Here is a 20,723-nt window from a genome sequence, read left to right on the forward strand (position 1 = left end):
CAGACGAGAAACCCGACGAATCTTTGCCTTCCGGCAACTGTCTTGTTGTGGTTAGGGTGGTGGCGAGGACAGGATCCTCGTTCGGCGGCTCAGTGCAGGAAGGAAGTGGTCCCGCCGCAGGCTGCGACGTGATGGAACTGATTCAAGGCATAGACGCCCCCCAGCGCGTTCTCGACCCGGCGCTCGGGCCCGGCCCGTACCCCGCCCTCGCCGTCGACCCCTCCGGAACCGTCACGCGGCTCAACGACGCGGCGCGCCTGCTGCTCGGCGTCCAGCCGGGCGTCCGGCTGGACGGCGCCGCACCCGCCTGGCTGGCCGAGGCACACCACTCCCTGGCCGACGCCCCCCTCTCCGAAGTGGCGGCCGACGACCTGCCGGAGACCGGCGCCTCGCGGCCCGGCCCGCTCGCGAACGGTTCCATCGGCGACCGCGTCTTCGAGGCCCACGGCGTGCCCGACGAGGGCCCTGGGGCCGCCGGTGCCCCGCCGGGCGGCGCGCTCGGAACGGTCTGGTGGCTGTTCGACGTCACCGAGCACCGGCGGCTGGAACGCGAACTCGCCGACGAGCGGGAGCGGACGGCCTTCCTGGCGGAGGCGTCCAGCCAGTTGCTGGCGTCGCTGAACCTGGAACGGTGCATGGAGGTGACCGTCCACCTGGCGGCGCGGTACCTCGCCGACGCCGCCCTCGTGATCGCACCCGGCTCCGGCCGGGCGTACCCCGTCTCCTACTGCGGCCCTGACGGCCTGGTCGACCATCAGGAGCTCCTCGTCGACCCGGCGGAGGTCCCCGGGCTCGCGGAGGCCATGCAGGGGTTCCCGCCGGTGCCCTCACGCTCGCTCGACCCGACCGCCGCACCTTCCTGGATCGTCCGCACGGACCTGGGCGACCTCGGCGCGATGGTGGTCACCGCGCTCCCGGGGCAGGGCATGCCCGCCGGGGCCCTGGTGCTGCTCCGCCGGGGCGGGCGGCGCGCGTTCTCCGAGGGCGAGGAGACGATCGCCCGCCTGTTCGCCGCGCGGGCCGGCGCCGCCATGTCGGCCGCCCGCGTGTACGCCGAGCAGGCGTCCATCACCGACACGCTCATGCGCGACCTGCTGCCGCCGCGCACCACGCGGCTGGACGAGGTGGAGCTCGCGGCCCGCTACCGGCCGTCCGGCGCCGGCGAGCGCGTCGGAGGGGACTTCTACGACCTGCACCCGGCGTCGGCCGACGACTCCGGCGCGGAGCAGGAGTCGCTGGTCGTGCTCGGGGACGTGTGCGGCAAGGGCCTGGAGGCCGCCGTCCTCACCGGCAAGATCCGCAACACGCTGCAGGCCCTGCTGCCGATGGCGGGCGACCACAGGCGCGTGCTGGAGCTGCTGAACGGGACACTGCTGAGCAGCGAGTCCACCCGCTACGTGACCCTCGTGATGGCCTCGGTCCGCCGGGAGGGCAGCAACGTCCGGCTGCGGCTCACCAGCGCCGGCCACGCCCGTCCGCTGGTCGTGCGCACCGGCGGCGAGGTCGAGGCCCCCGACACCGGCGGGTCCCTCATCGGGGTGCTGGACAAGATCTCCTCCACGACCGCGACCGTGCTGCTGGAGCCGGGCGACACGTGCCTGCTCTACACCGACGGCATCACCGAGGCCTTCGGCGGCCCGCTCGGCGACGAGATGTTCGGCGAGGAGCGGCTGTGCGGCGAGCTCGCCCGCTGCGGAGGCATGCCCCCCGAGGCCCTCGTCGAGCGGGTCCACATGCTCGCCGCCGAATGGGTGGGCACGGGCAGGCACGACGACATGGCGGTGGTCGCCATCACCGCCCCCCGGCGCTTCCACCTCAGCGCCGTCGGGGGGCAGGGACCGGGGAGGTTCACCGCGTGACCAGTACCGCGGAGCACCGCGGGCCGTCCCCGGGGCCGGGCGGCTGGGCTGACGGGCTCTGGGAGGCCGTCATCGCAGGCGACGAGTACGCAGCCGCCGACGCTGTCACGACCGCGCTCGACCGGGGGGCGGACGCCGAGTCCGTCCTGCTGGAGGTCATCGCCCCGCTCCAGGCGCGGGTGGGGCGGGAGTGGGCGGCGAACCGGCTCACGGTCGCGCAGGAGCACACCGCGACCGCGATCAACGAGCGGACGATCGGGGCCCTGGCGCACCATCCGGCCGTCCGCGAGGCCATGGCGCGGCACGGCGGCGCCCCGCGCGGCCGGGTCGCCGTCGCGTGCATCGACGGGGAGTGGCACGCCCTGCCCGCGCGGATCCTGGCCGAGGTGCTGCGGCTGCGCGGCTGGCAGGTCGACTACCTCGGCGCCCAGGTGCCGACCCCGCATCTGATCTCCCACGTGCACCGGGCGAACCCGGCCGTGGTGGCGCTGTCGTCCTCGATCGCCACCCGCCTGCCCGCCGCGCACGCGGCCATCACCGCCTGCCAGGCGACCGGGACCCCCGTCCTGGTGGGCGGCGCCGCGTACGGCCCGGACGGCCGGTACGCCTCACTGCTCGGCGCCGACGGCTGGGCCCCCGACGCACGCTCCGCCGCCGACCGGCTGGCGGAGGGGCCGCTTCCCAAGCCGCCGCCCATCCACCAGGTCATCGACGACCTGCCGCACCTGGCCGACCAGGAGTACACGCAGATCAGCCGGACGGCGCGCAAGCTGGTGCGGCACGTGATGGGCGAGCTCCCGGCCCGCTTCCCCGCGATGGCCGACTACACCGACCAGCAGCTCCGCCACACCGCCGAGGACATCGCCCACATCGTCGACTTCCTCGCCACCGCCCTCTACGTGGACGACCGCGACCTGTTCACCGGTTTCATCGAGTGGACGGCGGGCATCCTCGCCGCGCGGGGCGTCCCGGCCCGGAGCCTGCTGCCGGGTCTCGAACTGCTGGCGGAGCAGCTCGTCGACTACCCCCGCGCCATGGACCTGCTCTCCCGCGCCTGTGACACGCTCCGGCAGCCGCAGCCGGACACCGCCGACGCCACCCCGCTCCCGGCAGGCGGTGCCGAAGGAAGGACCGCATGACCGCCTTTGTCCCCGATACTCCGCTGCGCGTCGTCGCGACCCTTTCCGGGGCGCGGGGGCTGCGGATCGAGATCGAGGGCGACCTGGACTTCTACACCGCCGACACGCTGGTGGCGACCGTCCGCGCGCAGATGGAGGACCACCCGGACGTCCGCGACCTGGAACTCGCCTGCGGCGGGATGGGCATGTGCGACTCGGCGGGCCTGGCCGCGCTGCTGATGGTCCGCCGCCGGACGACCGCCGCGGGCGTCGGCCTGGTCCTGACCGACCGGCCCTCGCAGCTCGACCGGCTCCTGGACCTCACGGGGACCATGGAGCACCTCACCGGAGAGTCGGCCGAGCCGCCCCGCGCCGCCGAGTCCGGCGAGTCCGAGGACCGGGAGCCCGCCCAGTAGACCCGGGCGAGCCCGCCCCACACGCCCACCGGATGCGTTGCTCTGAGACGCGTTCCCTCATGAGGCTCTGATGTGGGCGGCCGCAGGTCAACGCGGCGAATCGGGCATCTCCTCCCAGTGGCAGGGCTCGCACCGCTACGAGACTTCTCTTGCATTGTGCAATGGACGGGCATACCTTGGCCAAGTGGCCAAAGCAAATGGACAAGGTGGTCGGCCGACGAGCGCCGAGCAGGGCGCCGCGACGCGAGCGGCGATCCTGGAGGCGGCCGGCGCGCTGATCGCCGAACTGGGGTGGGGGCGGGTCACCATGCGGGCGATCGCGGCGAAGGCCGGGGTGCCGCACGGCGTGATCAGCTACCACTTCCAGGGCAAGGACGACGTGCTCCGGCAGGCGGCCGTCACGGCGACCCTTCAGGCGCTCGCCGAGCCGCTGGAGGCGCTCCGGACGGCGGGCAGCGTCCAGGAGATGTTCGAAGGCACGCTCGCCTGGTTCACCGAAGGCGGCCTCGAGGACCCGGCCATGGGGCTGCTGCTGGAAACGCTGCGCCAGTCCTCCCGCGATCCGGCCCTGCGCGAGCCCATCGCCGCGGAGGTGCGGAACTTCCGGGCCGCGCTCGCCGAACTGGTCGAGCGGAGCCAGCGGGCGGGTGACGTCACCGCGAACGCGTCCGCGTCCGGGACGGCGACGGTGGTCGCAGCGCTGCTGGACGGGCTGCTGCTGCACCTGGTCCTCGACCCCGAACTCGATCTCACGGACGCGGCCGAGGCCGTGCGGACCCTGCTGAGAGGCGGATGATGAGACGACGTCGCTGGGGCACCCTCATGGCCGAGCACCGCCGGTCGGTGATCCTCATCTGGATCGCGTTGCTGCTCGCCTGCGGGGCGAGTTTCCCCGTGCTCGCGAACCGGCTCGAAGCCCCCGACTACGGCGTCGACGGCGCGCCGTCCACCAGGGCCTCCCGGCTCGTGGAGCGCTACTTCGCCGGCCAGGGGGACGAGCAGGAAGTCATCGTCTTCGACACCGCGCGGGGCCGGATCGACGACCCGGAGCGCAAGGCGGTGGTCCAGAGGACGGTCGACCGGGCCCGCCGGGAGGAGGGCGTGGTCACGGTCATCGGCCCGTTCGACCCGCGGGCCGAGGGGCAGGTGGCGGCCGACGGGCGCGCCGCGCTCGCCGTCGTGGGGCTCAAGGGGGACGGCCGGGAGCGGGCGGCCCGGGCGGCCGGGCTGCAGGACGCGCTGGACGGGGCCGTCCGCGACGCCGCCGGGCGCGGGGGCGCCGGCGGCGGTGTGGCGGCCTACCTGACCGGCTACTCTCCGATCACCAACGACCAGACGGTCGTCGGGAGCGCCGACGCCGAGCGCGGCGAGGCGATCGGCATGCCGATCGCGCTCGCGGTGATGGTGCTGGCGTTCGGCGCCGTGACGGCCGCGGTCCTGCCGCTGCTGCTGTCCATGGCGGGGCTGGTCCTCACGTTCGGTGCCGTCTGCCTGCTCACGTTCGGGTTCTCCTACGACACCTTCCTGCTGACGATCATCACGATGATCGGAACCGGCATCGGCATCGACTACGCCATGTTCATCGTCAGCCGGTTCAGGGAGGAACTGGCCCACCGCGGCGTGACCCGGGGCGGGCCGAGGCGGCCCGAGGCGGTCGCCGATGCAGCCGGGGCGGCGGTCGCGACCTCCGGGCGGACCGTGCTGTTCTCCGGCGTCGTCGTCGCGATCTCGGTGTGCTCGCTGTTCGTCATGCGAGCCCCGGTCTTCCGCGAGATCTCCGTCGGCGTCCTGGTCTCGGTGGTGTGCACCCTCGCGGCGGCGCTGACGCTGCTGCCCGCCGTCCTCGCCGTGCTCGGGCCCCGGGTCGACGCCGGGTCGCTGCCCGAGCGGTGGCGCCCGGCGGACACCCGGGCCGGCGCGGGCGCCGCGCACGGGCCGTGGGCGCGGTGGGCGCGCCTGGTGATGCGCCGGCCCGTCGCGTTCGGCCTGGCGGCCGCCACGGTCCTGGTCGCCGCCGCGCTCCCGCTGCCCAGCCTGAGGTACGGCATCGATCTCGGCACCGCGTCCCTGGAAGGGCGGCCGACCGCCAAGGCGCAGACCGTCCTCGAACGCTCGTTCAGCCCCGGAGCGGTGTCACCGGTGCAGATCGTGGTCACCGGCCCGGACGGCGCGGCGCTGGACGCCGCCGGACGGCGGGAGGCCGCGCGGGTGGCGGACCTCGTCGGCGCGGACCGCCGGGTCGCGGACGTCGAGTCCCTGCCCGGCTCCGGGCGGCTGCTCATCAACGCCGTCCCCTCGGTGCCGATCGACTCGCCGGCGGCCGCTCACCTGGTCGAGGACATCCGGGGCGACATCGCGCCCAGGGCCGCCGCGAACCAGCAGGTGCTGGTGGGCGGCGCCACCGCGTCCTTCGCCGACCTGTCCGAGGAGACCACCGGCAAGCTCCCCTACGTTCTGGCGCTCGTGCTCGGCCTGTCGCTGCTGTTCCTGCTCTCGGTGTTCCGGAGCGTCGCGCTGCCGGTCAAGGCCGTGGCGATGAACCTGCTGGTCACCGCCGCGTCGGTCGGGCTCACCGTGTGGGTCTTCCAGCAGGGGCACGGTGAAGGCCTGCTCGGTTTCCACAGTCCCGGGTTCGTCCAGGTGTACCTGCCGATCACCGTGTTCGTGCTGCTGTTCGGCCTCTCGATGGACTACGAGGTCTTCCTCATCCGCCGCATGAAAGAGGCGTGGGAGGACGGCCACGGCAACGAGGCCGCCGTCGCCGCGGGGGTCGAGCACACGGCCCGCCCGATCGCGGCCGCCGCGGCGATCATGGTGGCGGTGTTCGGCGGCTTCCTGACGGCCGGGACCCTGGAGCTCAAGGAGTTCGGGCTCTCGCTGTCGGTCGCGATCGCGCTGGACGCGACCCTGGTGCGGCTGGTGCTCGTCCCGGCCCTGATGAGGTTGTTCGGCGACTGGAACTGGTGGCTGCCCGGCGGGCTCGGCCGGCGCCTCCCCCGGCTCGGCGAGGAGGGGGCCGGGGCGGCTCAGGTCGGCTCGGCGAGGTCGCCGGGGGTCTGAACGCCGTCCGTGAGGGCGGTGCCGGTGGCGGTCCGGTAGTAGAGGACGGAGCGTCCGGCGCGGCGGCGGTCGACGAGCCGGGCGTCGAGGAGCACCCGGAGGTGGCGGCCGACCGAGCCGAGGCCCTGGCCGGTGAGCGCCACGAGCTGCGTGGTGCTCAGCGGGGTCTCCAGCAGGACGAGGACGCGGGCGCGCCCCGGCCCGAGGAGGCGTTCGAGCGCCTCGGGGACGGGGGCACCGCCCGCGCCCGCCAGCGGCGCCGAGCAGGGGTAGACGATCGCGTACCGGTCGGGGTCCGGCTCCTTCCAGGCCGCCCAGCCCGTTCGCGGGGTGACCGGCACGAAGAGCAGCCGGGCGCCGGAGACGTCGCGCGGTGGGTAGTCGAAGACGTTGATCTGCAGGCGGCCGTCGCCGAGCCAGCGCATCCCCGGGCTCATGTCGTCCAGCGCGGTGGCCCACCCGCCGTGGCTCAGCTGCGCGGCGCGCGCGACCGCGTCGGCATCCATGACACGGCGGCGGCGCTCCCAGTCGGGCTCGACGGTGTTAGTCCACACCCACTCCAGGAGGCCCGCGATCCGCCCGGGCGCGTCGGGGCGGCGCAGCTCGGCGGGCAGCGGCCCCCCGAAGGAGACCTCCAGGTCCGCGTACGCGCGCTCGGGCGGGGTCTCGCGGACGGCGGCGAGTTCCTCGTGGAACGTCGGTGAGCCCACACCCGGGTGCGGCGGGGTCAGGAGGTCGGCGATCCACCGGGTCCTGGCGCCGAGGGCGGCGTCCAGCAGCGCGGCGGTGACGGGGTCGCGGCGGAGCGTCCGCCGGTAGCAGGGCAGGTGGTCGTCAAGCCAGGACCGCTCCCTCGGATGCGCGGCGGTGCCCTTCGCCAGGAGCTTCACGCAGGCCGTGGTCTCCGCGAGAGCCGAGATCACGAACCGCCCGCTCGCGAGCGTGTCCGCGTTGACCAGCCACCAGCCCATGTTTCGCCTCCACGCGAAACATTAGCGGTCGCCTCGCGGTACGTCCGAGCCTGTCGATCATGCGCACGTATCGGGATCTCTTCCACACCCCGGAGTACACGCCGCTCTTCGCGTCGTTCACGGTCCAGGTCGCCGCCCAGACGGTCAGCGGCCTGGCGCTCGGCGTGCTGGTCTTCGACTCGACCCGGTCGCCGCTGCTGGCGGCGCTGAGCATGTTCGGCGGCTCGTTCGCCCAGCTGGCCGGGGCGCTGACGCTGCTGTCGGCCGCCGACCGCCTGCCGCCGAGGGCGGCGCTCGCCTGCATGGCCGTGCTCTTCGGCGCGGGGACGGCGGTCCTGGCCGTCCCCGGCCTCCCGCTCGCGGCGCTGTTCGCCATCGTGCTGGGGCTCGGTACGGTCGCCTCGCTGAGCGGCGGCGTCCGCCACAGCCTGATGAGCCGGATCCTTCCCAGCGAGGGCCGGCTCCTCGGCCGCTCCGTCCTGAACATGTCCGTGGGGACGATGCAGATCTGCGGCTTCGCCGCCGGCGGCGTCCTCGTCGTCGCGCTCTCACCCAGGGTCACCCTGCTCGCGGGCGCCGCGCTCTACCTGCTCACCGCGGTGGTGGCTGTCGCCGGCCTGAGCGGCCGCCCGCCGGCGGCCGCCGGGCGCCCCAGCCCGGCGGAGACGTGGCGCACCAACGTGCGGCTGCTCTCCTCGGCGCCGCGCCGCCACACCTACCTCGCGATGTGGGTGCCGAACGGCCTGATCGTCGGCTGCGAGGCCCTCTTCGTCTCCTACTCCCCGAACCACGCGGGACTCCTGCTCGCCGTGGCCGCCGTCGGCATGCTGATCGGGGACACCGTGGCGGGCCGCTTCATCCCGGCGGGCCTGCGCGAGCGCGTCGGCCCCGCCCTGCGGTTGCTGCTGGCCGTCCCCTACCTGCTGTTCGCCGTCGACCCGCCGCTCCCGCTTGCCGCCGCCGCCATCCTGTTGGCCTCCGTCGGCTTCGCGGCGACCCTGCTCCTCCAGGACCGCCTCCTGGCGCTGACCCCGGACTCCCTGCACGGGCACGCTCTCGGGCTGCAGGGAGCCGGCATGGTCACCATGCAGGGCGTGGGCGCGGCCCTGGCGGGCGGCGCGGCCCAGGCGACCTCGCCCGCGACCGCCATGGCGATCATGGCCGCCGCCTCCCTGGCCGTCACCCTCGCCCTGGCACCCGGGCTCCGCCCCCTCCCCGAGCTCCGGACCGCGAACTGAGCGGCGGCGCCCGCACGGAGTCTCCACACGATCCGCACACGACGGACGCCACCGGCGCGGCGGGGCGGCGTCCAATGAGGCATGCGCGTCAAGATGATCCTCCCGGCCCTGACCGAGGCGACGTCGCCGTTCTTCCGACCGATCAAGTACTCGCTGTTCCCGCCGCTCGGGCTGGCGACTCTCGCCGCCTACCTCGGCCCGGACGACGAGGTGACGCTGACCGACGAGCACGTCCAGAAGGTCGACACCTCCGACGAGCCCGACCTCGTGGTGATCCAGGTCTACATCACCTCGGCGCGGCGCGCCTACGAGCTGGCCGACCTCTACCGCGCCCGGGGCGCGCACGTCTGCCTGGGCGGGCTGCACGTCACCTCGCTCCCGGACGAGGCGGCCCGGCACGCCGACACGATCTTCCGCGGACCGGGCGAGGACACCTGGCCCCGCTTCCTCGCCGACCTGCGCGCCGGGCGCCCGGCGGCCCGCTACGACTCCGCCGAGCGGACGCTCGGCGGGCTGCCGCCGATCCGCCGCGACCTCATCGCCCGCGAGCGCTACCTGGTCCCGAACTCGATCGTGGTGTCGCGCGGCTGCCCGCACGTGTGCGACTTCTGCTACAAGGAGGCGTTCTTCGAGGGCGGCAAGTCGTTCTACACCCAGACCGTCGACGCGGCGCTCGCCGAGATCGACCGGCTGCCGGGGCGGCACCTGTACTTCCTGGACGACCACCTGTTCGGCAACGCCCGGTTCGCCTCCGCGCTGTTCGACGGGATGCGCGGCATGGGACGGCTCTGGCAGGCGGCGGGGACGGTGAAGGCGGTGCTGAACCCCGGGCTCCTGGAGAAGGCCGTCGAGTCCGGGCTGCGGAGCCTGTTCGTCGGCTTCGAGACCGTCAACGCCGGCAACCTCACCGAGCAGCGCAAGTGGCAGAACATCGACCGCGACTACGGCGCGGTGGTCCGCCGCCTGCACGACAACGGCGTGATGGTCAACGGCAGCTTCGTGTTCGGGATGGACGAGGACGACCCCGCCGTGTTCGACCGCACCGTCGAGTGGGCGGTCGGCCAGGGCATCGAGACCGCCACCTTCCACATCCTGACCCCCTATCCAGGGACCCGCCTCTACGACCGCATGGCCAAGGCCGGCCGGCTCCTGCACTCCGACTGGGACCGGTACGACACCCGTACGGTCGTCTTCAAGCCCGCCAAGATGACCGCCCGGCAACTGGAGGACGGCTACTGGCGCGCCTACCGCGACTTCTACCGGTGGGGCTCGATCCTGCGCGGCGCGGCCACCAAGCCGACCCTGCGCGGCAAGGCCAGGCACGCCGCCTACGCCGGGGGCTGGAAGAAGTTCGAGCCCGCGTGGGACCTGGTCATCCGCGCGAAGAGGGCGGGGCGCGCGCTGCCGATGCTGGAGGCGATCCTTTCCGGCTTCGGCAGCCGACCGGCCCGGTCCGAGGCGTCACGGGAACCGGAGCCGGCCTCCGTGTCCTGACCCCTTCGCGGGAGAGGCGGGCGGCCGTGCTCCGCCCGCTCCCCGTGCAGGGTGGGCCGCGCGTTTTGCAGGTTTCCTACAACTGAAGCGGCGTAGCGTGCGTTGTCGGCGGCATGGCGCCGCCGCCCTCTGGGCGGAAAGGTGAACAGTGTCCGGGTGCGCCGTGTCCCGGTGCCGCAACCATCTAGCAGGAGGCTCGGTCGGGTGTTCAGTCGTGTCGCCATCGTGAACCGGGGTGAGGCCGCCATGCGGCTCATCCACGCCGTACGGGACATCGCCGCGGAGAGCGGGACGCGGATCGAGACCGTCGCCCTGTACACCGATGTCGACCGGACGGCCACCTTCGTCCGCGAGGCGGACCTCGCCTACGACCTCGGGCCCGCGTCGGCCCGGCCGTACCTGGACCTGGAGGTCCTGGAGCGCGCGCTGGTGGAGACCGGCGCCGACGCCGCGTGGGTCGGCTGGGGCTTCGTCGCCGAGGACCCGGCGTTCGCCGAGCTGTGCGAGCGGATCGGGGTCGCCTTCGTCGGGCCGAGCGCGGAGGCCATGCGCCGGCTCGGCGACAAGATCGGCGCGAAGCTGATCGCCGAGGAGGTCGGCGTGCCGGTCGCGCCGTGGAGCCGCGGCGCGGTCGAGACCCTCGACGACGCGCTCGCGGCGGCGGCGAAGATCGGCTACCCGCTGATGCTGAAGGCGACCGCGGGCGGCGGGGGGCGCGGCATCCGCGTCATCACCGGCGAGGCCGAGCTCGCGGACGCCTACGAGCGCACGAGCCAGGAGGCGGCGCGGGCGTTCGGCAGCGGCGTCGTGTTCCTGGAGCGCCTGGTCACCGGCGCCCGGCACGTCGAGGTCCAGGTGATCGCCGACGGGGAGAGCGCGTGGGCGCTCGGCGTGCGCGACTGCTCGGTGCAGCGCCGCAACCAGAAGATCATCGAGGAGTCGGCGTCGCCGGTGCTCGGCGCCGAGCAGACCGCCGAGCTGAAGGCCTCGGCCGAGCGGCTCGCCGTCGCGGTCGGGTACCGGGGCGCGGCGACCGTCGAGTTCCTCTACCACCCCGGCGACCGCATGTTCGCGTTCCTGGAGGTCAACACCCGCCTGCAGGTGGAGCACCCGATCACCGAGTCCACCACCGGGTTCGACCTCGTGAAGGCGCAGCTGCACGTGGCCTCCGGCGGCCGGCTCGAAGGCGCGCCGCCGGCGGAGCGCGGGCACGCGATCGAGGCCCGGCTGAACGCCGAGGACCCCGACCGCGACTTCGCCCCCTCGCCGGGCCGCATCGTCCGGCTCGACCTGCCCGCCGGGCCGGGCGTCCGGGTGGACACCGGGGTGAGCGAGGGCGACACGATCCCCGCCGACTTCGACTCGATGATCGCCAAGATCATCGCCTACGGCCGCGACCGCGACGAGGCGCTCGGCCGGCTGCGCCGCGCGATGACCGAGACCACGGTCATCATCGAGGGCGGCGCCACGAACAAGAGCTTCGTCCTCGACCTGCTCGACCGGCCCGAGGTGATCGGCGCGAGCGCCGACACCGGCTGGATCGACCGCGTCCGCGCCGAGGGCGGGCTCGTCTCGCACCGGCACTCGGCCGTCGCGCTCGCGGCCGCCGCCATCGAGGCCTACGAGGAGGCGGAGGGCGCCGAGCGGCGGCGGCTGCTGTCGACGGCGTCCGGCGGGCGCCCCCAGGCGCGGCACGAGAGCGGGCGCCCGCTGGACCTCAAGCTGCGCGGCGCCGGCTACCGGGTGCGCGTGGCCCGGGTCGGCGCGGACCGGTTCCGCGTCGCCGTCGAGGCGGGCGGCGACCTGCGCACCGCCGACGTCGAGCTGGAGCGCTTCGACCGGCACCTCGGCCAGATCACCGTCAACGGCACCCGGTACCGCCTGCTGACCGGCACCCACGGGCCCGTCCACTTCGTCGAGGTGGACGGCGTGGCGCACCGGGTCAGCCGGGACGAGGGCGGCGTCGTCCGCTCGCCCGCGCCCGCGCTCGTCGTCGCCGCGCCGCTGGAGGTGGGCGCCGAGGTCGAGGCCGGCGCGCCGGTGCTGGTGCTGGAGAGCATGAAGATGGAGACGGTGCTGCGGGCACCGTTCAGGGCGCGGCTGAAGGAGTGCGTCGTCTCCGTCGGCAGCCAGGTGGAGACCGGGGCGCCGCTGCTGCGGCTGGAGCCTCTCGCCGACGAGACCGAGGCCGCGGACGTCGCCGCGGCCGGGACGGTCGAGCTGGACCTGCCCGCCGCGCCCGGCGCCGCCCCGGCGCGCGACCGCACGAGGCGCGGCCTGGAGGACCTGCGCAGCCTGCTGCTCGGCTTCGACGTCGACCCGCACGACGAGCGCCGCGCCCTGGACGGCTACCTCGCCGCGCGCCGGGCCGCCGCCGCGGACGGGCACCGCCCGGTCGCCGAGGAGCTCGCGCTCTTCGACGTGTTCGCCGACCTCGCCGAGCTGGGCCGCGACCGGCCCGCGGGCGGCGACGGCACCGACGGCGGGCACGTCCACAGCGCCCGCGAGTACTTCCACACCTACCTGCAGAGCCTCGACGTGGAGCGGGCCGGGCTGCCCGAGGCGTTCCAGGCCAAGCTCGCCAAGGCGCTCGGCCACTACGGCGTCGCCGACCTGGAGCGCTCCCCCGAACTCGAGGCGGCGGTGTTCCGGATCTTCCTGGCGCAGCAGCGCACGTCCGCCGACGCCTCGGTCGTGGCGGCGCTGCTGCGCGAGTGGCTGGGCGAGCCCCCGCCGGACGACGCGCTGCGCGAGTCCGCGGGCCTCGCGCTGGAGCGGCTGATCGCCGCGACGCAGGTCCGCTTCCCCGTGGTCTACGACCTCGCCTGCGGCGTGGTGTTCGCCTGGTTCGCCCAGCCGCTGCTGCGCCGCAACCGCGCCGCCGTCTACGCCCGCGTCCGCCGGAACCTGCGGCACCTCGACGAGCACCCGGACGCGCCCGAGCGCGACGAGCTCATCGCCGAGATGGTGCGCAGCACCGAGCCGCTGGTGCGCGTGCTCGGCCAGCGGCTCGTCCGCGGCAACCGGAACAACGCCGTGATGCTGGAGGTGCTCACCCGGCGCTACTACGGGAACAAGGGCCTCACCGGCGTCCGCACCGAGGAGGCCGGCGGCTGCTCGTTCGTGGTCGCCGAGCGCGAGGGCTCGCGCCTGGCGTCCTGCGCGGTGGGCTTCGACGCCCTCGGCGCGGCGCTGCGCGGGCTCGCGGACCTGGCGGACGGCGGCGCCGCCGTCGACGCCGACGTCTACCTGTCCTGGGAGCGGCAGCCCGAGGACCACGAGGCGATGGCGGCCGCGCTCCAGGAGGCCGTCAACGCGCACCCGCTGCCGCCGCAGGTGCGCCGGCTCACCACCACGGTCGCGGGCAGCAGCGGCGCCGTGATGCACCACCACTTCACGTTCGGGCCGGCCGAGGGCGGCGGCACGGATGAGCGGAGCGATCCGGGGGGTGTGGGGGGTCGCCCCCCCACAGGGGGTACGGATGAGCGGAGCGATCCGGGGGGTGTGGGGGGTCGCCCCCCCACAGGGGGTACGGATGAGCGGAGCGATGCGGAGGGTGTGGGGGGTCGTCCCCCCACAGGGGGTATGGCCGAGGACCGGCTGATCCGCGGCCTGCACCCGTTCATCGCGCGGCGGATGCAGATGGAGCGGCTGCACAAGTTCGACCTCACCCGGCTGCCGTCCTCCGACGAGGAGGTCTACCTCTTCCAGTGCGTGGCGCGCGACAACCCGTCCGACGACCGGCTCGTGGCGTTCGCGCAGGTGCGCGACCTCACGGCGCTGCGCGACGGCGACGGGAGGCTGCGCTCGCTGCCGACGGCCGAGTTCACCCTGGCGACCTGCCTGGACTCGATCCGCCGGGCGCAGGCGCGGCGGCCGTCCAAGAAGCGGTTCCCCACCAACCGCATCGTCATCTACGTCTGGCCGACGAGCGACCTCACCCGCGCGGAGCTGCAGCGGATCGCGGGCCGCATGCTGCCGACGGCCGCGGGCGCGGGGCTGGAGGAGGTCCTGCTCATCGCGCGGCAGCGCGACCCGCGGACCGGCGAGCCGGTGAAGGTCGCCGTCCGCGTCTCGTTCGACGCCACCGGCGGGACCCGGCTGACCGTCGGCGCGCCCTCGGAGGAGCCGGTCGAGCCGCTGGACGGCTACCGCCAGAAGGTGCTGCGCGCGAGCAGCCGGGGCACCGTCTACCCGTACGAGCTGACCGGCCTGCTCGGCGACTTCGTCGAGCACGACCTCGACGGCGGGGGCGTCCTGGTGCCGGTCGACCGGCCGAAGGGCCGCAACACCGCGGCGCTCGTCGCGGGCGTCGTCACCAAGCGGACCCGGCGGCACCCGCAGGGCGTCACCCGCGTCGTGCTGCTCGGCGACCCGACCAAGTCGCTCGGCGCGCTGTCGGAGCCCGAGTGCCGCCGCGTGATCGCCGCCCTGGACCTGGCCGAGCGGATGCGGGTGCCGCTGGAGTGGTACGCGCTGTCCTCGGGTGCCCGGATCTCCATGGAGTCGGGCACGGAGAACATGGACTGGGTGGCCGCGGCGCTCAAGCGGATCGTCGAGTTCACCCAGGACGGCGGCGAGATCAACGTGGTCGTCGCGGGCATCAACGTCGGCGCCCAGCCGTACTGGAACGCCGAGGCGACGATGCTCATGCACACCAAGGGCGTCCTCGTCATGACGCCGGACTCGGCGATGGTCCTCACCGGCAAGCAGGCGCTCGACTTCTCCGGCGGCGTTTCGGCCGAGGACAACTTCGGCATCGGCGGCTACGACCGGGTGATGGGCCCGAACGGCCAGGCGCAGTACTGGGCGCCGAACCTCCTCGCCGCGCGGGACGTCCTGATGTCGCACTACGACCACACCTACGTCGCGCCCGGCGAGCCGGGACCGCGCCGCGCCGGCACGAGCGACCCCGCCGACCGCGACGTCTCCGCCTTCCCGCACCTCCTGGAGGGCAGCGAGTTCACCACCGTCGGCGAGATCTTCTCCCCGGAGGCGAACCCGGACCGCAAGAAGCCGTTCGACATCCGGGCCGTGATGCGGGCGCTGTCCGACCAGGACCACCCGGTGCTGGAGCGCTGGGCGGGCATGGCCGACGCCGAGACCGCGGTGGTGCAGGACGTCCACCTCGGCGGCATGCCGGTGTGCCTGCTCGGCATCGAGTCGCGGTCGGTCCCGCGGCGCGGCTTCCCGCCCACCGACGGCCCGGACGCCTACACCGCGGGGACGCTGTTCCCGAAGTCGTCCAAGAAGGCCGCGCGGGCGATCAACGCGGCCAGCGGCAACCGGCCGCTGGTGGTGCTGGCGAACCTGTCGGGCTTCGACGGCTCGCCGGAGTCGATGCGGCAGCTCCAGCTGGAGTACGGCGCCGAGATCGGCCGCGCGATCGTCAACTTCCGGGGGCCCATCGTGTTCTGCGTGATCTCCCGCTACCACGGCGGCGCGTTCGTGGTGTTCTCCAAGGCGCTGAACCCGAACATGACCGTCCTCGCGCTGGAGGGCTCGTTCGCGTCGGTGCTCGGCGGCGCCCCGGCCGCGGCGGCGGTGTTCGCCGCCGACGTCAACGCCCGGACCGCCGCCGACCCGCGGGTGCGGGAGCTGGAGACCCGCGTCGCGGCGTCCACGGGCCCGGCCCGCGCGACGCTGACCGCCGAGCTGGACGAGCTGCGCGCCTCGGTCCGCACGGAGAAGCTCGGCGAGGTGGCCGCGGAGTTCGACCGGGTGCACGACATCCGCCGCGCGGTCGAGGTCGGCTCCGTGGACGCCGTCATCCGGGCCGCCGAGATGCGCCCGCGGATCATCGAGGCCATCGAGGCCCGCCTGGGGTGACGCCGGGGCGCGGGGGCCCGCCGGCTCCCGCGCCCCCGGCGGCCCGGCACCGGGCGCTAGAAGATCAGGCCGTTGGCGTACGCCTGCTCGAGCACCTGCTCGGCCTCGCGGGTGTCGAGCATCTCCAGGCCGCGCACCGCCCAGAACCGCAGCGACTCGTCCTCGCCGTCGAGCTGGCCGCGGAACACCTCCAGGGCGTCCGGCGACCGGGCCTCGGCGATCAGTTCGAGCAGCCAGCAGCGCAGGCCCGGGTCGTCGCCCTCCGCCGCGAACTCCGCGATCAGCTCGCCGACATAGGCATCGGCGTGCTCGCGCAGGAAGTCGAAGGCGTCCTCCCGGACCCGCGGCTCCCTCGTCCGCATGGACTGCATGGCCTGATCGAAACGCCGCCGCGACATGTGCCGACTCTACGACCGGCATCCGACGATCGCGACATAAGCCACCCTCGCCCGCGCAGCGCCGACCCACCTCATGACCAGCCTCCCGAGACATCACTCTCCGTGTTCGTATAATCCCCCTGCGTTGCGACGTCCAGGAGTGGAGCGCGGTCGCGCGCTCTGCGGGAGGGGTGTGCGTCTTGAGGATGAGCAGGAGAGTCGCGGGAGTGGCCGCGGGGGCGGGCGCCGCCGCGGTCGTGGCGGCGGGCTGGCCGGTGGGGGCCTCCGCGGGCGGTCAGTGGCGGCTGGTCGCGCAGGAGCGGTTCGACCGGCCGCTGCGGGTCGACGGCGCGCCCTGGCGGCTGGACCCGCAGGGGCCGCGCAGCCCATGGCACGTCGACGCGTTCGACGACGACGGCGAGGCGTGGAGGAGGCTCAGCGGACCGCTGTTCGAGCGGCAGCTGAAGACGCTCAACGTGTTCCGCAAGCGCGTCGCCTTCGGGCAGCGGGGATGGCTGACGGCGGAGGTCGCCGCCGTCGACAAGGACCGCGACGGCCGCCCCGACTCCCGGCCGGGCCTGTCGGCCGTGTCGCTGCCGGGCGGGCACACGGCCGCCCGGATCTCCGAGCCGAGCTGGGACGCGGGGGTCCTCATCCGGCCGACCCGTCCGCTGCCCCGGTACTACCGGGTGGAGATGACGCTGCGCGGCATCCAGTTCGGGGGCGAGCGGAACGGCACGTTCGACTACGGCGGCCGGCACAACGGATACACCATGGAGCCGTGCAAGACCCGGTACCCGTGGACGTTCCAGGGCGCGCTGCCGGGCAGGTCCCGGTGCCAGTACCCCGACGTGACGCGGGAGAACGGGTTCTACTACCTGACGATCCTCGACTACGCGAACCCGGCGCCGCACGGCAACCCGGGCATCCACTACCGGCGCAAGGTCATCATGGACGGCTACTACAGCGACGACGCCCGCTGGAAGAACGCCGCGACCTGCAACCCGCGGACCCGGAAGATGTACCGGACGTTCGACGGCACCTTCAACGGCGTCAACGCCCTGTTCCCGCGCGGCGACCTGTTCCGCGAGACCGCCAACAACAACATCAGCAACGAGTACTACGCCAAGACCGCCTGCGGAGAGGCGTCCATGGACCGGCGGTACGGGCCGGGCGGCCGCTTCGAGGGGCACCTGACCAGCGCCGAGCTGCGGCCGGAGCTGCTGCCGAAGGCCGCCTACCGGTTCGCCATCGAGCGCGACCGCACCGGCTACACGCTGGAGATGAGCGGCCCGTTCCTGCACACCGGGCAGATCACGCTGCGCGCCCACCACGACTTCGTGGAGAACGGGCGCCCGATCTGGCACTACAACCAGACACCCGGCGAGTACGACGGCCGGTTCGACCGCAGGCTCGTCCACAAGGGCCCGGCCGGGACGTACACGACCGAGCACAGCTGGCCGAAGGGCTCGGCCTACCCCGACTCCTTCATCATCGGCGACCCGCACCTGAACTACTACGAGGGCGAGGCGTACGTCGACGACATCCGCCTCTACGTCCCCAAGGGGTGACCCGCGCCGGCGGGGGCGCGTCCCTCATTCGCGGGACGCGCCCCCGCCGGTGGTCGGAACAGGCAGTGGCCGGAACAGGCGGTGGCCGGGAACAGGCGGTGGCCGGGGAACTGCCCGTCAGCAGCTCCCGATCCAGGAGCACTCCAGTTGCGGGGCGCTTCCGGAGGCGCGGAACGTCCGGACCGCGGCGGGGTCTCCCCCGGCCAGCCGGATCGCGACCTTGTCCTCGATGTCCTTGGGCGCCGCACCCTGGTATCCGTTCAGCACGACCGAGAAGACCAGCCGCCGCCCTGAGGTGTCGGTGACGTAGCCCGACAGCGCGGAGGCGCCGGTGAGCGTTCCGGTCTTGGCGTGCACGTTCCCCGCGGCGGGGGTCCCCTGCATCCGCGACCGCAGGGTGCCGCCGCCGAGGCGGTCCGGGTCCCCGGCGACCGGCAGCGCCCGGTACCAGACGGCGAACCAGGGCGCGCTCTGCGCCTTCCTCAGGATGGTGCTGACGTCCTGCGCGGTGGTGCGGTTCTCGCGTGACAGCCCGGAGCCGTCGGCCATGTGGAGCCGTCCGGCGGGGACGCCCTGGCCGCGGGCGTACCTCTCGACCACCGGCAGCCCCGCCGCCCAGCTCCCCCTGCCCGCCTTCTCCCGGCCGATCGCCTTGACCAGGGTCTCGGCGACCATGTTGTTGCTGAGCTTGAGGAACGGCACCATGAGCCGCGACAGCGGCATCGAGGAGCGGGCGGCGAGCGCGCGGGCGCCCTTCGGGGTCCGGCCGCGCTCGGTGGTGCCCCTGACCTTGACGCCGTGCGCCCGGAGCGCGCTCCGGAAGACGTCCGCCGCGTACAGGGCGGGGTTCTCCACCGTGCGCAGGGTCGTGTAGGGCGCGGCGCCCGCCGGGTAGGAGCCGCTGACCACGATGGTGTTGCTCCCGTTGGCCCGGTTCAGTGCCAGCGTGGAGGGCGATCCGGGGGCACCCGTGACCGCGTGATTGTCGATCTTGACGGTGCGGGTGGCGGGGGCGAGCCCGACCTCGACCGGAGCGCCCGGGGCGCCGCCCGGCCGCACCGAGACCTCGACCGACCCGGCGTCGAAGTCCTCGTCGGGCGCGACGGTCAGCGCCGACGTCTGCGCCGCGTAGTAGTACTGCAGGTCGGTCGGGTCCCAGTGCGAGGGCGTGCGGACGGCGTCGAACCAGGTGTCGTCCGCGACCAGGTCGCCGTCGACCCGGCGGACGCCCCGCGCCGCCACCTGCGCGGCGAGCCGGTCGTAGTCGGCGGCCCGCGTCGTCGGGTCGCCGGTGCCCCTGAGGTAGAGGTCGCCCCTGACCGTCGATCCGGACACCGCGCGCGCGTACACGCCGGTGCGGAACCGGTACCCGGGCCCCAGGAGCGAGAGCGCCGCCCCCGAGGTGTAGAGCTTCATGTTCGAGGCGGGCATCACCCGCGCCGCCGGCCCGCGCGAGTAGCGGACGGCTCCCGTCCCGGCGTCCCGCACCACGGCGCCGACGGTGGCGCCCTTGAGACGGCCGTCGGACAGTATCGCGTCGAGGTCCTCGCCCAGGTCTGCCTTGGCGGCGGTGTCCCCCTTGGCCGCGGCCATCGCCGCGGGGTGCGCGGCGGGAGCGGCGAGCAGGGACGTCCCGGCGAGCAGGACGGACGTCAGTCGCACCAATGGTCCACGCATGGGGTGTGAGAGTAGGGCACCGGCCGTACCGCGGCAGCGGAACGACACGACCGGCATCGGTCCGCCTCACCACATCGCGTCGAGCAGCTCCGCGACCGCGTCGGCGTCCGGCGGCCGGGGGTTGGGGTAGGGGTCGGCGGCCACCCGCTCGGCCATCTCGCGGAGCCGCTCGCGGGGGACGCCCAGTGCCGACAGGCGGGTCGGGCCCCGGTGCGCCCGGGCCAGCGCGGCGACGACCGCGACCGGGTCGGGCCCGGCCACCCGGGCCAGCCTGGCCGAGGCGGCGGGCGCCGACGGCAGGTTGAACGCCATGACGTGCGCGAGCAGCATCGTGTGCAGCTCGGCGTGCGGGAGGCCGAACGCGCCGCCGAGGACGTGCGCGAGCTGGTGGTGGAGCCCCATCCTGGTCTGCGCCAGGCACATCCCGGCCAGCCACGCGGCGGACTGGAGCCTCGCGCGCTCCACCGGCCCGGCCGGGTCGTCGAGCACGGCGGGCAGCGCTCCGAGGATGCCGGCGGCGGCCTCGGTCGCCAGCGCGTCCGAGACCGCCGTGGCGTCGGGCGCCCACATGGCCTCGACGGCGTGGGCGAGCGCGTTCACGGCACTGGTCCGGGTCAGGCCGGCCGGCATGCCCAGGGTGAGGAGGGGGTCGTAGACGACCGTGCCGGGGGCCAGCCCGGGAGCGCGGCGCGTGGTCTTCACGCCGTCCTCGGTCTCGCCCAGCACGGGCGTCATCTCCGAGCCCGCATAGGTGGTGGGCACCGCGACCTGCGGTATGCCCGTCCGCGCCGACACGGCCTTGGCCAGGCCGATCGCCGAGCCGCCGCCGATCGCGACCGCGCAGTCCGCTCCCGGCGCCGCCTCCAGTGCCCGCGCCGTCACGGCGACGGGGGTGTGCGGCTCCGGCCGGTCGAAGCGCGCCGCGAGCCGCTCCCCGAGCGCCCCGGCGATCCGGTCGGCGGCCCCGGCGGCGGACGGCGCCGCGACCAGGAGCACCCTCCGGGCGCCGAGCCTCGCGACCTCGTCCGCGACGAGAGCGCTCGCCTCCGGCCCGACCAGGACGCGGACCGGCCGCGACTCGTGGACGACGACCTCGTCCGCGCCGCTCATGAC

At 74.3% G+C, this 20,723-nt stretch carries 13 protein-coding genes; 9 read left to right on the forward strand and 4 right to left on the reverse strand.

Annotated elements, in window-relative coordinates; genetic code table 11:
- The first annotated feature begins 131 nt into the window (after positions 1–131).
- The 5 genes from FKD65_RS19885 (at position 132) to FKD65_RS19905 (ending at position 6,453) form a co-directional block, all read left to right on the forward strand.
- On the forward strand, positions 132–1,859 hold the full coding sequence (locus FKD65_RS19885; RefSeq protein ID WP_141578923.1) for a PP2C family protein-serine/threonine phosphatase: 1,728 nt from the start codon (positions 132–134) through the stop codon (positions 1,857–1,859).
- On the forward strand, positions 1,856–2,998 hold the full coding sequence (locus FKD65_RS19890; RefSeq protein WP_240810250.1) for a B12-binding domain-containing protein: 1,143 nt from the start codon (positions 1,856–1,858) through the stop codon (positions 2,996–2,998). The genes FKD65_RS19885 and FKD65_RS19890 overlap by 4 nt, the downstream gene beginning before the upstream one ends.
- Complete coding sequence (locus FKD65_RS19895; RefSeq protein ID WP_141578925.1) at positions 2,995–3,393, forward strand: STAS domain-containing protein; 399 nt, start codon at positions 2,995–2,997, stop codon at positions 3,391–3,393. Before FKD65_RS19890 ends, FKD65_RS19895 begins: the two co-directional genes overlap by 4 nt.
- Positions 3,394–3,577: 184 nt before the next feature.
- Entirely contained in the window at positions 3,578–4,189 is a 612-nt protein-coding gene (locus FKD65_RS19900) for a TetR/AcrR family transcriptional regulator (protein ID WP_168221117.1), read from the forward strand.
- On the forward strand, positions 4,186–6,453 hold the full coding sequence (locus FKD65_RS19905; RefSeq protein WP_205718724.1) for an MMPL family transporter: 2,268 nt from the start codon (positions 4,186–4,188) through the stop codon (positions 6,451–6,453). The genes FKD65_RS19900 and FKD65_RS19905 overlap by 4 nt, the downstream gene beginning before the upstream one ends.
- On the opposite strand, the gene FKD65_RS19910 is transcribed toward FKD65_RS19905, so the two are convergent.
- On the reverse strand, positions 6,420–7,424 hold the full coding sequence (locus FKD65_RS19910) for a helix-turn-helix transcriptional regulator (RefSeq protein WP_141578927.1): 1,005 nt from the start codon (positions 7,422–7,424) through the stop codon (positions 6,420–6,422). The two genes, FKD65_RS19905 and FKD65_RS19910, sit on opposite strands and share 34 nt — an antisense overlap.
- A 59-nt stretch (positions 7,425–7,483) precedes the next feature.
- On the opposite strand from FKD65_RS19910, the gene FKD65_RS19915 reads away from it, so the two are divergent.
- From FKD65_RS19915 to FKD65_RS45585, 3 genes are all read left to right on the forward strand, one after another.
- Positions 7,484–8,662: an MFS transporter gene (locus FKD65_RS19915; protein WP_141578928.1), complete on the forward strand. Its 1,179-nt coding sequence runs from the start codon at positions 7,484–7,486 to the stop codon at positions 8,660–8,662.
- 81 nt (positions 8,663–8,743) lie between these two features.
- Positions 8,744–10,156: a radical SAM protein gene (locus FKD65_RS19920; RefSeq protein WP_141578929.1), complete on the forward strand. Its 1,413-nt coding sequence runs from the start codon at positions 8,744–8,746 to the stop codon at positions 10,154–10,156.
- 204 nt (positions 10,157–10,360) lie between these two features.
- Entirely contained in the window at positions 10,361–15,985 is a 5,625-nt protein-coding gene (locus tag FKD65_RS45585) for a carboxyl transferase domain-containing protein (RefSeq protein WP_240810251.1), read from the forward strand.
- Positions 15,986–16,041: 56 nt separating this feature from the next.
- Here FKD65_RS45585 and FKD65_RS19935 read toward each other — a convergent pair whose 3' ends face one another.
- Entirely contained in the window at positions 16,042–16,383 is a 342-nt protein-coding gene (locus FKD65_RS19935) for a HEAT repeat domain-containing protein (protein WP_205718725.1), read from the reverse strand.
- A gap of 185 nt (positions 16,384–16,568) precedes the next feature.
- Between FKD65_RS19935 and FKD65_RS19940 the strand changes: the two genes are divergently transcribed.
- On the forward strand, positions 16,569–17,933 hold the full coding sequence (locus FKD65_RS19940) for a hypothetical protein (protein ID WP_141578930.1): 1,365 nt from the start codon (positions 16,569–16,571) through the stop codon (positions 17,931–17,933).
- Positions 17,934–18,050: 117 nt separating this feature from the next.
- Here FKD65_RS19940 and dacB read toward each other — a convergent pair whose 3' ends face one another.
- Both dacB and FKD65_RS19950 read right to left on the reverse strand, forming a co-directional pair.
- On the reverse strand, positions 18,051–19,595 hold the full coding sequence (gene dacB / locus FKD65_RS19945; RefSeq protein ID WP_240810252.1) for a D-alanyl-D-alanine carboxypeptidase/D-alanyl-D-alanine-endopeptidase: 1,545 nt from the start codon (positions 19,593–19,595) through the stop codon (positions 18,051–18,053).
- A gap of 81 nt (positions 19,596–19,676) precedes the next feature.
- Positions 19,677–20,720 (reverse strand): maleylacetate reductase, encoded by a 1,044-nt coding sequence (locus FKD65_RS19950; protein WP_141578932.1) that lies wholly within the window; start codon positions 20,718–20,720, stop codon positions 19,677–19,679.
- Positions 20,721–20,723: the final 3 nt, after the last annotated feature.

Origin of the sequence: Actinomadura sp. WMMA1423, assembly GCF_006547145.1 — a bacterium.
Classification (GTDB): Bacteria; Actinomycetota; Actinomycetes; order Streptosporangiales; family Streptosporangiaceae; genus Spirillospora.

Bases quoted from the DNA above. Each gene is read 5' to 3' on its own strand.
- FKD65_RS19885 (WP_141578923.1), top strand. From the start codon at position 132: ATGGAACTGATTCAAGGCATAGACGCCCCCCAGCGCGTTCTCGACCCG.
- FKD65_RS19895 (WP_141578925.1), top strand. From the start codon at position 2,995: ATGACCGCCTTTGTCCCCGATACTCCGCTGCGCGTCGTCGCGACCCTT.
- FKD65_RS19905 (WP_205718724.1), top strand. From the start codon at position 4,186: ATGATGAGACGACGTCGCTGGGGCACCCTCATGGCCGAGCACCGCCGG.
- FKD65_RS19910 (WP_141578927.1), bottom strand. From the start codon at position 7,424: ATGGGCTGGTGGCTGGTCAACGCGGACACGCTCGCGAGCGGGCGGTTC.
- FKD65_RS19915 (WP_141578928.1), top strand. From the start codon at position 7,484: ATGCGCACGTATCGGGATCTCTTCCACACCCCGGAGTACACGCCGCTC.
- FKD65_RS19920 (WP_141578929.1), top strand. From the start codon at position 8,744: ATGCGCGTCAAGATGATCCTCCCGGCCCTGACCGAGGCGACGTCGCCG.
- FKD65_RS19935 (WP_205718725.1), bottom strand. From the start codon at position 16,383: ATGTCGCGGCGGCGTTTCGATCAGGCCATGCAGTCCATGCGGACGAGG.
- FKD65_RS19940 (WP_141578930.1), top strand. From the start codon at position 16,569: ATGAGCAGGAGAGTCGCGGGAGTGGCCGCGGGGGCGGGCGCCGCCGCG.
- FKD65_RS19950 (WP_141578932.1), bottom strand. From the start codon at position 20,720: ATGAGCGGCGCGGACGAGGTCGTCGTCCACGAGTCGCGGCCGGTCCGC.